We start from the raw sequence: 12,564 nt of genomic DNA on the forward strand, positions 1-12,564 counted from the left end.
TAAAAAGACAAAAGTAAAAGAAACAATTCTTTCTGTTTACTTTTGTCTTCTTACTTTTGCCTTTCTAATCTACTCCTTCAATCGGAGCAAATCCTTGGCGCTGGATATTTTCTGTCACTACGCGGGGTTCGAGGAATTGTAGCAAGTAATCTGGGCCACCTGCTTTAGAACCGACGCCAGAAAGTTTGAAACCGCCGAAGGGTTGTCTTGCTACAATTGCGCCAGTGATTCCGCGATTGATGTAGAGGTTGCCGACTTCAAATTCGCTTTCAGCTTGTTGAATGTGGGAAGGTGTACGGGAATATAGACCACCAGTCAGGGCGAAGTTAGTATTATTACCAACTGCGATCGCTTCCTCAAAATTCTTCACCCGCATGACTGCTAGAACCGGACCAAAAATTTCTTCTTGGGCAATCGTCGCCTCTGGCGAGACTTCTGAGAAAATCGTCGGGCCGATAAAATAGCCATTGTTGGGTGCGGACATTTCCAGCGCGACTTTGGCTTCCTGACGCCCTTTCTCGATATATTCCATAATGCGATCGCGTGCGTTTGCATCAATCACAGGGCCAACTTGGGTGCTGGGTGCCTCCGCAGGGCCAACATTGAGCGATCGCGTTGCTTCCACCAAACGCTCTACAAAGGCATCATAGATGGGTTCTAGAACAATTACCCGAGAACACGCCGAACACTTCTGTCCGCTGTAACCAAAGGCGGACTGCACCACACCTTGCACAGCTTGGTCGAGATCCGCACTTTCATCGACGATAATCGCATTCTTGCCACCCATTTCGGCAATCACCCGCTTCAGGTGTTTTTGCCCTGGTTGTAAAATCGCCGCATCGGCGTAAATCCGACAGCCGACTTCCTGAGAACCTGTAAAAGTAATCATGTGGACATCGGGATGCTTCACCATATAAGCACCCACCGTTGAACCTTTTCCGGGTACGTATTGGAACACCCCACGAGGAATGCCTGCTTCTACCAAAATTTCACTGAGTTTGGCTGTAATCACCGATGAAACTTCAGCCGGTTTGAGAAGCGTACAATTTCCAGTAACCAGTGACGCCACTGTCATCCCGGTAGGAATCGCCAAGGGGAAATTCCAAGGGGAAATAATCAGGGAAATTCCTCGAGGTTGATAGTTATAGCGATTGGTTTCCCCGGCGATGTCATAATGGTGCCCAGCATCCAGCCGTTCCATTTCGTCGGCGTAGTAACGGCAGAAGTCTATCGCCTCGGAAACTTCACCGTCGCATTCCCGCACTGGCTTCCCAACTTCTAATACCATGCACGCGGATAATTCAGCGCGGCGTTTTTCCATCAAATCTGCGGCTTTCCGCAGCACTCCAGCCCTTTCTGGCACTGAAGTCTGCCGCCAATTAGCAAATGCTGCTTTTGCGGCTTGGATCGCCTGTTCTGCTTGTTCTACGCTAATCAATCCGATTTTGCCAACCACCTCGCTGGGGTTGGAAGGATTCACTGAATCGACGAGATCGGGTGTGTTTACATATTCACCGTTAATCAGAGGTAAATAGGTTTTACCCAACTGTTCGCGCATCGTTTGCAAGGCTTGTTGCGATCGCTTCCTTTCCTCAGCTTCTGCATAATCCGTATCCGCTGCATTGTGAAAAGGCAAGTTTTGAGTTTTGAGTTTTGAGTTTTGAGCTTTGACTAAAGACTCCGAACTTTCTACGACGGGAGGCGCTAACAATTCCTCAATCGGACGCTCTTCCAGATTTTGTCGCAAGAACGAACTATTGGCAGTATTCTCCAGCAACCGGCGAATCAAATAAGCCATCCCCGGTAGCAAATCCCCATAAGGACAATACACCCGCACCCGATAACCTTTATCGACGAGAGCTTTTGCCAGCTTATCTCCCATGCCGTACAAAACTTGCATCTCAAAGCGACGGCGGGGAATTTTCAAACTTTCCGCGATCGCCATCGCCCGTGCTTGCGATCGCACGTTATGACTGCCAATTGCCGCGTACAAATACTCATGATTTTCCAGCAACAGCTGGGTCATCTTCTCAAAATTGGCATCGGTTGCAGTTTTATCGCTGTAAACTGGCACCGGCCAATCTTTCTGCATCGCCTTGATAGTTTCTTGATCCCAGTACGCCCCTTTTACCAAGCGCACTGTCAGGGGATAGCCACGCTGCTTCGCCCAGTCAATCAAGCCGCGCAAATCTTGTTCGCTGTCGCGCAGATAAGCTTGCAGCGTTATCCCTAGATCCGTGCGACTCCGGAACTCCTCTTCCATCAACAACTGTTTGAGGATGGAGAGCGTCAAATCTTTGTAGGCATACTGTTCCATATCAAAGTGAACGGCAGCCCCCAACGCTTGGGCGCGACGTAATAGAAGCCGGATGCGATCGCTCACTCGCTCCTCGCTTCCCTTCGCATCCAACGGATCGAACTGCGAATAAAACGCTGTCAGCTTGACAGATACTTGAACTTGGGGGATTCCTTCTCCATCTGCTTGGTCAATTGCCGGAACCCGCGTCCACGTCTTCGCCGCCTCCGTCAGCTGCTGCATCAATTCCAAATATCTATCTAAATACGACTGCGCCTCAGTTTCCGTAATCACCGCTTCCCCCAACAGGTCGATGGTGAAAGCCATTTTCTCCTTCCGCAATCGCTCAACCGTCTTAATAACCTGTTTAATACTTTCCCCAGCGATATATTTATGCGCTAAAGTTTCAACTGCTGTATTCACCGTTGTCGCTGCTACTTGACCAGGCATTGAGTCTGGAGACGCAAAGTTGAGCATCCCTTTCAGGCTCGTCGGGAGTTCAACCGACTCATCCGCCAAGTATTCTTGCAAGTGGCGAGCAACTTCCGGTTTACTGTGCAGCGCAGGCAGACAGTCAATGAAGCGAAACAGCTGCACTCGCAAACCAGGGTTAGCCATTGCCCAAGCAAGTAATTTATCATCCCAGCGCATTTGGTCGCGCATTTGGGCAAAAAACGAGCGATTTTCTCTCGTTGCTGCCAACAGTTGTTTGGCAATTTCTTGGGTCTTGACTTCGTAGGTGCTATCAGATATTTGTACAACCACGGCTGGCAGACTCCTAATTCAGGATAAAGGCATCAATGCTGGGAACCCTCTATCTTCTATTTTCTCGATTTCCCAAGCGATCGGCATCAACTTTACTTCCCAACAGCCGCTGTTGACTGTAGCGGATTCAACACACGACCCAGGAACAAAATGCTACCCGACTGCTTGTCCCGAATCAGGAACACAAATGGGCGATCGGCTCGAAACTCTTTGTTTGCCCCCCTAGTCATCCCAACCCCTGTAGACGCAGCTGCCTCAGTGCCCTCCTCATTTACCTCCACGAAGGCTTTGTGAATCACCTTGGAGATGAACAACCCTTTCTTGCCGGTCATCGCCGAGAAGTCAGCTTGAACGCTGAAAGCTTCGGGCATCCCCATATTTGCCAGTACCTTGCTTAGGTCAAACTCTGAAGTGAGGTTGAACTTAGGCACCCAAACTTCAACCATCTGCTCGTATTTGAGGGACGATAGCCACCGTTCCAAGTTTTTTGGCGTCAGCTGCTGCTCCATCTTCGCCAACCCATCCGCTTGCTTGGGTAAGAGAATGACCATCGATAATTCCTTGGATATCTCCTCGCCTTGACCGTAGGGTAGCTCTAACACTTTCAAGCTGCCAATATCTGCCCAGCCGTATTGCTCCGTCTTGCACATCATCGGCACGCTAACCTGCTGCGTTGGAGTGACATAAAACGGCTCATCTTTGGTTTTTTGCCGATCGAACGGGCTGAACCAGGCACCTTTAAAGTAAATGGCATTTGTCAGCACCAGCTTGGTCTTAGAAGAGATCGTCCCTGGCGCAATCAGGTCTTGAATTTTGTCTTCAGTTTTTTTTGCGACCCAGTTGTTGATCGTGCGGCGAGTCTGTTCAGTCGCACCGGCAAAGTCCACTTCTTGGAGTCCCCCGCCGTAGTCGTTCTGGGTGGTTTTCAAAAAGCGCTCGCTAAAGCCATAGCCCTTTTGACCCCAAAGCCGATTCGCAACTGCAATTTGATATCCCTGCTGTTCGCTGGCGTTTAGCTCAGCCATGAGCGCGGCAAAAGTCGGATGTAGGCGTTCTTGCTCTAAGGTGAAGTGGAGAACTTTCGCCATCTCGGTCGCCGTTTGTCCGCCAGCTCCAGCGTAGGTCATGGCGAGTGCCGTTGAAATGCTGTAAGGGGAGAAGAATAGGTTTCCTTCTTGTTTCCGCAGACGGTTATAGAGATCGAGGGCAAACGAGCTGTTGCCCTCCACCACCGTATCTAAAAGTGCGGAAAGTTCCTCTGTTGGTTGTTTTGGAGTGGTGGACGCGGTTTGGCTGGTTAAAATCGGCTTTGGAGTCCCATTCCCATCTGCCTTGTCTGACAACGCACGGGAATTCCTAAAATAGATACCAGGTTCACGAGCCATCGCGGAACCAACCGAAGCGATCGCCAAACCTACTAAAGCGGCGGTAAAACCCGCGATGAATTGTCTCATGCTGCTTTCATGCAAAATCACATAGCCGTGGTTTCTGAATGTAGCAGATGCCTCTGGTAAGCCCAGCCTAACCTATCTTTTATTCCAAAGAAAAGATAGCTTCAGGAGTATTAAACTCCTGAAGCAGACTGGTATCATATCGCGATTGCAATTTTGAGTGATGATATAAAACTCAAAATTTGTTTATAGCTGCTTCACTTCAGCAACCAGCTTCGCCACGACATCCCGCGCACTGCCAAATAGCATCATCGTTTTGTCTTTGTAGAAAAGCTCGTTATCCACACCGGCAAAACCCGCACTCATCCCGCGTTTAATCACAATCGTGTGTTTTGCCTTATCTACTTCCAGAATCGGCATCCCGTAAATCGGGCTAGCAGAATCGTGACGAGCCGCTGGATTCACAACATCATTCGCCCCAATCACCAGCGCCACATCCGTCTGCTCTAACTGCGGATTGATATCATCCATGTCGTATAGCTGCGGATAAGGCACATTCGCCTCCGCTAGCAATACGTTCATGTGTCCTGGCATCCGTCCCGCGACTGGGTGAATGGCGTATTTCACTTCAACGCCTAGTTTTTCTAAGCCGTCAGCCAATTCGCGGACAGCGTGTTGTGCTTGAGCCACTGCCATGCCATAGCCGGGAACAATCACGACGGAACGCGCATAGCCCAACATCATCGCGCCTTCTTCGGTATCAATGCTGTGGACATTTTTATCGCCCCCATCTGCACCACCAGCGCCACCAGATGCCCCAGCTTTCCCAAAGGCACCAAACAGCACGCTGGCAAGGGAACGGTTCATCGCCTTACACATGATTTCGGTCAGGATTAAGCCTGAAGCGCCTACCAAGGCTCCGGAGATGATCAGCATATTGTTCATGACCACGAAGCCCGCCGCCGCCGCAGCGACCCCAGAAAGCGAGTTCAGCAGCGAAATTACGACGGGCATATCGCCGCCGCCAATCGGAATCACGAATAGCACGCCCAGCAGTAAGGAAATCCCTACCATTGCTAGAAATACAGGTAAGTTGTCTGGGGTAATTAGCAGGAAGGCACTCGCTGCTACAAAACTTACTAATAGGAGGGCGTTGATGGGTTGTTGCAAGGGAAAAGTAATGGGAGAACCACTAATGAGTCCCTGCAATTTGGCAAAGGCCATCATACTGCCAGTGAAGGTGACGCCGCCGATAAATACGCTACTGATAATCGAGAGGTTGGCGTCGAAGGGGATTGCTTGCTGCGTGCCCAAGAGCCGCCAAAATTCTCCTACAGCGACGAGGGCAGAAGCTAAGCCTCCCAAACCGTTGAGTAGACCCACCATTTGGGGCATATCGGTCATTTCTACTTTATAGGCTGCGATCGCTCCCAACACTGAACCAATCAGCAAACCTAACAGAATCATTTCGTAGTTCAACACCTGCCTATCTAGCAGTGTTGCCACGATAGCCAGTAGCATCCCGACAGCTGCCCACTGATTGCCTGTGCGAGCTGTCGCCGGTGAACCCAGCTTCTTCAATCCCAGAATAAACAAACACGCTGCTACTAAGTAAGTCAGCTGTATCCCAGTTGGCAGAAATTCCGTCATATCACTTGTTCGTCGGTAATGGGTAATTGGTGATTGGTAATCAGAAAAGTTTTGAGTGTTCGGGTTTGAATTTTGAGTGAGAAATGTCTTCTTTTCAAAATTCAAAGCTTATCCATTACCCGCTTACCTTTTTCTTAAACATTTGCAACATCCGATCCGTCACTAAGAAACCACCTACTACGTTGATGGTTGCTAGCACTACGGCAATTAAGCCCAAAATGACGCTGAGATTTGACTCGCGCGGTCCACAGACAATCAGCGCCCCGATCACGGCAATTCCAGAAATTGCATTTGCCCCAGACATGAGGGGAGTATGGAGTGTCGGCGGCACTTTGTTAATTACTTCAAATCCGATAAAAGACGCTAATACAAATACAAACAAAGCGCCAATTAAGGTTTCTGTCATTCAGCTCAATACTCCTTCTTGATTCAGCGGTCAAGGTGGACACTGCCCACCGACAATCTTCAAATTGGATACCTAATTTGATAGCTAAGAAACCCGTTTTCTAGAGAGAAAATGGGTTTCATCCACCATTTTTCTAGGCGTTAATCTTTACCTGAGTTAAACCATCCCGGACTCGTTGATTGAGAATCTCACCGTTATTAGAGACGCAGGTACTACTAATGATGTCATCCTCAAAATTCAGATGCAATGCACTCTCTTTAATCAGGTATTGCACCAAAGTCAAAACATTCTTGGCATACATTTGACTGGCGTGAACCGGCATAGACGCAGGTAAATTCATCGGGCCAATAATCGTGACTCCGTTGCGCTGTACATCCTTGCCAGGTTCCGTGCAGGCGCAGTTGCCGCCTTGCTCAGCTGCCAAATCGACAATGACCGCACCCGGTTTCATCTGGGCTACCATTTCCTCAGTCACCAGGATGGGCGCTTTCCTGCCCGGAACCTGAGCTGTGGTAATGACGACATCGGCTTGCTTGACATGCTCGGTGAGGACTTCCTGGGTGCGTTGCTTAGAGGCTTCAGAAACTTCTTTCGCGTAGCCGCCCGCTGCCACAGTTTCTTCATTCAGCTGCACTTCGATAAATTTCGCCCCTAGGCTTTGCACCTCTTCTTTCACGGCAGGACGAATATCAAAGGCTTCTACGATGGCACCTAGGCGTCTAGCAGTAGCGATCGCTTGCAGTCCCGCTACTCCTGCACCCATGATAAATACTTTCGCCGGTGCAATTGTCCCGGCTGCTGTCGTCAACATCGGGAAGAACTTCGGCACAGCTGCCGCCGCAATCAGTACCGCCTTGTATCCAGCCACTCCCGCTTGAGAAGACAAAGCATCCATGCTCTGCGCCCGACTGGTGCGGGGGATCAATTCCATACTGAAGGCGGTGACTCGGCGCTCGGCTAAACGCTGGATTAGGTTCGGATTTCCCAAAGGGTTTAGAAACCCAATCAACACACCTCCTTCCTTGAGCTGATGAATTTCATGCTCTTTCGGCGGATTAACTTTTAATAGAACATCCGCCTCACGCCACAAAGCACCTGTATCCGAGACAATCGTTGCACCAGCTGCTTTATAGGCGTCATCAAAGAAAAATGCTTGCTCACCAGCACCCGCCTCTACCCACACTTCTAGACCCTGTTTTACTAACCTGCCTACAGTGTCAGGCACCAGTGCCACACGACGTTCGCCAACTTCAACTTCCTTTGCAACCGCAATTCTCATGAACTCTCCCAATCAATTCTACGAAACCCTTCTGCATCCTATCCTTTTGCATCCTAGGCGGAGTTCTAAATTCTGATCCGTATCTTTAACTTTGTTTTATGAATTTAGAGTTCCACACTCACGCACGTCCTAAGACGATATCACCTAGAACCCGTTTTCAAAGCTTTAACCGATGATAAAAAGCTTTCTCTTAAACCCTCTGGTGCCTATAATCTCTGGCGTCAATTCAGATTAATTGAAGGGTTTGTTTCCGGCTGATTTTTTCAAATTTATTCAATAAATAACCAAAAAAATACATAATGATATACATTAGTACATAAAAAAATGCCGAGCAGCGCGATCGCGCCGAGCGGCAACTAGTTTAAAATCAACTGTCTTTATGAGCCGGTCTGGTTCCATTGCCCTAACCTGAGCGATCGCTCGACTCAAAAGCTCACTAAGCTTGCATCTGGGGCACTTTCTTCCGGCTTCCCGCGTCACGGGGGAGGATTCATTCGAGGCGGCTACATCCCCGCTTGAGCCAAAAATAGTAAAGTTTAGTAACGAAGCCCACTCTCTACAGTTGAGATACAAGAGCCTATGTTGTCAACAAAATCCTCTAAGCGACGCCTAATTTCTGCCCTAGCGGCGACGGGTTGCGTGCTAACGGGCTTTGCCAGCCTCACCCAAGCACAGAGTCTACCCGGTTTAACCATTTTTAGCGGTGTTGAACGAGGAAATCAGCTGAGCTATCGGTTAGATTTTGGCGGTCAATCGGATGCTTGGGATCGCTACCGGCTCAAGATTCCTGGCAAAAAGATGGAATTAGGGGCAGCTCAGTTTGTCATCACTTATCCGGATTACTACAAGGGCAAATTTGACACCAAAAACGTTGAAGTCCGCGTCAAAGGAAAAAAATTGCCCCTCAAAGAGGTTGTCTGGGACAAAGAAAATTACAAGCTTCTGATTTATATGCAGGAGCCAGTGGCTGCTGGTAACAGCGTAGATTTAATCTTGTCTAACGTGAAAAACCCGCCTTTTGGTGGAACTTATTATTTCACAGGTGCGATTCTTACTCCCGGCGATGTACCGTTGCCCCGTTATCTCGGTACCTGGATTCTGAGTATTAATTAAGGCACAATCCACGTCCGCTTCTGTGCCGCTAAGGGGCACCTGTAAAAGGAGCGCAATGTGATGCTATGCTGGAGAATCGTGGATTTTTCTATAGCGGCGATTCTAAATCTGGAGTAAAAACCGATGACTCAGCGCACTCTGGGCGGCACTAATCGTAAGCAAAAAAGAACATCTGGTTTTCGAGCACGGATGCGTACCAAAAATGGTCAGGCTGTCATCAAAGCTCGCCGAAAAAAGGGACGTTATCGCCTTTCTGTTTAGAAACACAAGAAGGATGAAGGATGAATTTATTTCGCCTTCATCCTTCTTTTAAGCCACCCAGGAGGGCGGAGTTTCTAGTGGCATTATCCAGAGCAAATCGACTCAGGCACCGGCAAGATTTTACCGCTGTGTACCAGAGTGGTCTGCGTCGCAACGCCCCTCACTTTGCTTTAAGAGCGTTGAGGCAATCAAGCGGCGCGAAGGGCATGAAAACTGCTGAAGTGATGCCAACCCGCATCGGCATCTCCATCAGCCAAAAAGTCAGCAAGCGAGCAGTCATCCGGAACCGGATCAAGCGACGGATTCGGGCAGCGATTCGTCAGATATTACCTCGCATTGCACCTGGCTGGCGGTTGGTCATCGTTGTGCGACCCATAGCAGTGGAGTGCGATTATGGTCAAATTTTGCGAGAATTAGAGCAGTTGTTGGCAGAAGCAGAGGTACTCAATGGGCATCAAAGAGGAAACCTTCTATGAAGGCGGTCCCCACATAGGTGATTTGATTATTAATATCCTGCTGGGATTTACAGTCATCTGTATACCTCTGACGGTAGGGGCAATTGTGAGAGCGCTTTGGTTGCGCTACCGGATTACAACTCGTCGTATCTCGGTAACGGGTGGTTGGATGGGACGCGATCGCACCGACATTATCTACTCAGAAATTGTTAATGTCGTGAAGGTTCCCCGTGGAATTGGTCTCTGGGGCGATATGGTAGTCACTCTTCGAGATGGCAGTCGCCTGGAACTCAGAGCCTTACCTCGATTCCGGGAAATTTATGACTACATCAACGAGAAAATGGCAGCCAGAACCGGCAAACCAGCGGATGGTTCCGCGAGTCGATAGAATTGCCTCAAAAGTCAAGAAATTTTAGATGCTCGAATTGAATTGTCAATGGCTTATCTAAAATTCCCCAGCGACTCTACCCTGGCTTTTGTGTGTTTTATAACCCAAAAATCACAAACATTAGATAACTTAGATTAAGATTCTCCACAAGCTACTAGCGCCCCCTCTAACTCAGAACGAATGGACTTTGGTATCGGGTTTCTCTCCAATAATGTCATGCTGCCAATCCTGGATTTCTTCTACGGGATTGTGCCTAGCTATGGTCTCGCCATCGTGGCGCTGACACTTGTAATTCGCTTTGCTCTCTATCCCCTGAGTGCTGGCTCCATTCGCAATATGCGGCGGATGAAAGTTTCCCAACCGCTGATGAAAAAGCGACAAGAAGAAATTCAGAAGCTTTACAAGGACGATCCTGCAAAACAGCAGGAGGAAATGAGCAAGCTGTTCAAAGAATTTGGCAATCCCTTAGCCGGGTGCTTCCCCGTGTTGCTGCAAATGCCGATTCTCTTTGCATTGTTTGCCACCTTGCGGGGATCGCCATTCTCGGATGTGAACTACACGGTCAATTTGCAAATCTTTCCTCAAGAACAAATTGAACGGATTCAGCCGCAAGCTTTCGTGACAGCGCCACAAAACATTTACTTTTCAGATGGCGTTCATGCCCCGATTGCGGCGCTGCTGCCGGGAGGGAACCGCCTGACGGTTGGGGAAAAGGCTAAAATTGAATTTCAAACCGTGGAGGGCAAACCCCTTCGGGAACTCCTCGCCGACTATCCTGAAACTAAGCTGATTCCCCGCTGGAAGGTCACTAAAGGCGAAGAACGGGTACAGGTGAATGAAGATGGCAGCGTGGAAGCTCTTCAGCCTGGGGAAGTCACCGTTCAGGGAACAGTTCCAGGACTAGCGGCAGATAAAGGATTTCTCTTTATTGATGCGTTAGGTCGTGTGGGCGCTTTTGATGAAGACGGAACCATTCACTGGGATATTATCGGCATGGTGCTATTCTTTGGCATCAGTTTGTATCTCAACCAGGTTCTCTCCGGACAGAACGATTCCAGCGATGCAAACGCCCAGCAGGCTACGGTCAACAAAATTACCCCAATCCTCTTTTCTGGGATGTTTTTGTTCTTCCCGCTGCCAGCAGGGGTGTTGATGTACATGGTCATTGCTAACATTTTCCAAACTGCTCAGACGTTTATTTTGTCGCGCGAACCCCTACCAGAAAACCTTCAGAAAATGGTAGAAGTTCAAGAAAAAGAAACGAAAGCAAAGGAAAGAGAAGCACTTCCCTTTGAACCAGGTCGTTCTAAGAAAAAGGCTTCGAGTTAGCTATGAGCGATCGCAGAATGCAGCGGGGTCAGCAGTGGCTAGAGCAACTCCTGCAACTAGCCAAATTTCCTACCGGCGTTAAAGAAACCGCAATCCAAACGATTCCACAAAGCAGCGACTCCTCCCAAGCAGAATTAGAAACTTACTGGTTGACAATCGACGAAACCAAACTAACATCCGCACAAATTCAAGCCTTAGTAGGTTCTGAAGGTGCGACTCTTGATGCCATCCAGTACCTTGCTAATGCCATTTTGAACTTGGGTCAAGAGCGGGAGGAGCAGACAGCTTACACCATTGAACTTGATGGCTATCGCGCTCGGCGTCAAGCGGAACTTCAGGAACTTGCTGAGGATGCCGCTCAGCAAGTTCGCTCTTCTGGTCAAGAATTTGAAATAAAATCCTTGTCTTCAGCAGAGCGGCGTCAAGTTCATACTTTTTTCCAAGAGTGCGACGATTTAGAAACCTATAGTCGGGGTCAAGAACCAGACCGGCGTCTGGTTGTACGATTAAAAAATTAAGACTTAAAAAAGGAAAATGAGAAATAATTTTATTTTTTATTTTCCTTTTTTAATCGGGTTGGAAGGATGGCTGAAGCATTATGAAGGCGATTTATATTCCTGGGCTTCTGAAAGCGCCAGAGCGCTCAGAAGTCATTCAAATTGATGAGTTTTTACCAGAACTGGAAACTTTGACGCCCGTGCGCGGACAGATAAAAGTTTCCCATCAAGGAAATTACCTGGATGTTTCTGTGAAAGCAGAAGCAATTGTCACTCTCACTTGTCATCGTTGCTTGCAACAGTATAATCACCGTCTAGCTATCAACACATCAGAAATGATTTGGTTAGATGAAGCGGCTGAGCAACCAGACACAGGGCCTGTAGAACGAGAAACACCACTCGAAGATTTGTTGGAAATGCTGCCGCCACAGGGTCATTTTCAGCCTGATGTTTGGCTATACGAACAAATGTGTTTGGCAATTCCCCCAAGGCAGCTTTGTGACAAAGATTGTTCGGGGATTCAACCAGCAAATACTAATGGCTCGGACAGTTTATCTGACCGCCGATGGGAAGCTTTAAAAGCACTCAAAAAACAATTTCCCAAATAGTCAGCCGTCAGTGGTGAGCGGTCAGCGGCAAGAAACAAACAAATTAAGGGAACAAGTATCGCCCTTCCATATACGAACTGAACCACTAAGGCGAGATGCTTTTTCTTGGTTTTTACAAGTAGTTGG

General features: G+C 48.5%; 12 protein-coding genes. 7 read left to right on the forward strand and 5 right to left on the reverse strand.

Annotated elements, in window-relative coordinates; all coding sequences use genetic code 11:
* Window positions 1-64 precede the first annotated feature (64 nt).
* The 5 genes from pruA to NC997_RS13285 form a co-directional block, all read right to left on the reverse strand.
* Entirely contained in the window at window positions 65-3,061 is a 2,997-nt protein-coding gene (gene pruA, locus NC997_RS13265; RefSeq protein WP_190527910.1) for an L-glutamate gamma-semialdehyde dehydrogenase, read from the reverse strand.
* Window positions 3,062-3,153: 92 nt separating this feature from the next.
* Window positions 3,154-4,515 carry a serpin family protein gene (locus NC997_RS13270; protein ID WP_190527912.1) on the reverse strand — a complete coding sequence of 454 codons (1,362 nt, stop codon included), beginning with the start codon at window positions 4,513-4,515 and terminating at the stop codon, window positions 3,154-3,156.
* Window positions 4,516-4,698: 183 nt separating this feature from the next.
* Window positions 4,699-6,102 carry an NAD(P)(+) transhydrogenase (Re/Si-specific) subunit beta gene (locus NC997_RS13275; RefSeq protein ID WP_190439677.1) on the reverse strand — a complete coding sequence of 468 codons (1,404 nt, stop codon included), beginning with the start codon at window positions 6,100-6,102 and terminating at the stop codon, window positions 4,699-4,701.
* Window positions 6,103-6,217: 115 nt separating this feature from the next.
* Complete coding sequence (locus NC997_RS13280; protein WP_190412730.1) at window positions 6,218-6,508, reverse strand: NAD(P) transhydrogenase subunit alpha; 291 nt, start codon at window positions 6,506-6,508, stop codon at window positions 6,218-6,220.
* A gap of 133 nt (window positions 6,509-6,641) precedes the next feature.
* Window positions 6,642-7,787 carry a Re/Si-specific NAD(P)(+) transhydrogenase subunit alpha gene (locus NC997_RS13285; protein ID WP_190527914.1) on the reverse strand — a complete coding sequence of 382 codons (1,146 nt, stop codon included), beginning with the start codon at window positions 7,785-7,787 and terminating at the stop codon, window positions 6,642-6,644.
* Between the two features lie 579 nt (window positions 7,788-8,366).
* Between NC997_RS13285 and NC997_RS13290 the strand changes: the two genes are divergently transcribed.
* From NC997_RS13290 to NC997_RS13320, 7 genes are all read left to right on the forward strand, one after another.
* Window positions 8,367-8,900, forward strand: coding sequence for a DUF2808 domain-containing protein (locus NC997_RS13290; RefSeq protein WP_190439672.1), 534 nt, complete (start codon window positions 8,367-8,369; stop codon window positions 8,898-8,900).
* 123 nt (window positions 8,901-9,023) lie between these two features.
* On the forward strand, window positions 9,024-9,161 hold the full coding sequence (rpmH, locus tag NC997_RS13295) for a 50S ribosomal protein L34 (RefSeq protein WP_190412727.1): 138 nt from the start codon (window positions 9,024-9,026) through the stop codon (window positions 9,159-9,161).
* Window positions 9,162-9,238: 77 nt separating this feature from the next.
* Complete coding sequence (gene rnpA / locus NC997_RS13300; RefSeq protein WP_190439914.1) at window positions 9,239-9,637, forward strand: ribonuclease P protein component; 399 nt, start codon at window positions 9,239-9,241, stop codon at window positions 9,635-9,637.
* Window positions 9,609-10,004: a PH domain-containing protein gene (locus NC997_RS13305; RefSeq protein WP_190412725.1), complete on the forward strand. Its 396-nt coding sequence runs from the start codon at window positions 9,609-9,611 to the stop codon at window positions 10,002-10,004. The genes rnpA and NC997_RS13305 overlap by 29 nt, the downstream gene beginning before the upstream one ends.
* Window positions 10,005-10,184: 180 nt before the next feature.
* On the forward strand, window positions 10,185-11,333 hold the full coding sequence (gene yidC, locus NC997_RS13310; protein ID WP_190412724.1) for a membrane protein insertase YidC: 1,149 nt from the start codon (window positions 10,185-10,187) through the stop codon (window positions 11,331-11,333).
* 2 nt (window positions 11,334-11,335) lie between these two features.
* Window positions 11,336-11,851: a R3H domain-containing nucleic acid-binding protein gene (locus tag NC997_RS13315; RefSeq protein WP_190412723.1), complete on the forward strand. Its 516-nt coding sequence runs from the start codon at window positions 11,336-11,338 to the stop codon at window positions 11,849-11,851.
* A gap of 80 nt (window positions 11,852-11,931) precedes the next feature.
* On the forward strand, window positions 11,932-12,438 hold the full coding sequence (locus NC997_RS13320) for a YceD family protein (protein WP_190412722.1): 507 nt from the start codon (window positions 11,932-11,934) through the stop codon (window positions 12,436-12,438).
* Window positions 12,439-12,564: the final 126 nt, after the last annotated feature.

Origin of the sequence: Trichocoleus sp. DQ-A2, assembly GCF_039961915.1 — a bacterium.
In the GTDB taxonomy this organism is placed as follows: Bacteria; Cyanobacteriota; Cyanobacteriia; order Cyanobacteriales; family FACHB-T130; genus FACHB-T130.

Bases quoted from the DNA above. Each gene is read 5' to 3' on its own strand.
- NC997_RS13320 (WP_190412722.1), top strand. From the start codon at position 11,932: ATGAAGGCGATTTATATTCCTGGGCTTCTGAAAGCGCCAGAGCGCTCA.
- rpmH (WP_190412727.1), top strand. From the start codon at position 9,024: ATGACTCAGCGCACTCTGGGCGGCACTAATCGTAAGCAAAAAAGAACA.
- NC997_RS13290 (WP_190439672.1), top strand. From the start codon at position 8,367: ATGTTGTCAACAAAATCCTCTAAGCGACGCCTAATTTCTGCCCTAGCG.
- NC997_RS13305 (WP_190412725.1), top strand. From the start codon at position 9,609: ATGGGCATCAAAGAGGAAACCTTCTATGAAGGCGGTCCCCACATAGGT.
- yidC (WP_190412724.1), top strand. From the start codon at position 10,185: ATGGACTTTGGTATCGGGTTTCTCTCCAATAATGTCATGCTGCCAATC.
- NC997_RS13315 (WP_190412723.1), top strand. From the start codon at position 11,336: ATGAGCGATCGCAGAATGCAGCGGGGTCAGCAGTGGCTAGAGCAACTC.
- NC997_RS13285 (WP_190527914.1), bottom strand. From the start codon at position 7,787: ATGAGAATTGCGGTTGCAAAGGAAGTTGAAGTTGGCGAACGTCGTGTG.
- NC997_RS13280 (WP_190412730.1), bottom strand. From the start codon at position 6,508: ATGACAGAAACCTTAATTGGCGCTTTGTTTGTATTTGTATTAGCGTCT.
- NC997_RS13275 (WP_190439677.1), bottom strand. From the start codon at position 6,102: ATGACGGAATTTCTGCCAACTGGGATACAGCTGACTTACTTAGTAGCA.
- NC997_RS13270 (WP_190527912.1), bottom strand. From the start codon at position 4,515: ATGAGACAATTCATCGCGGGTTTTACCGCCGCTTTAGTAGGTTTGGCG.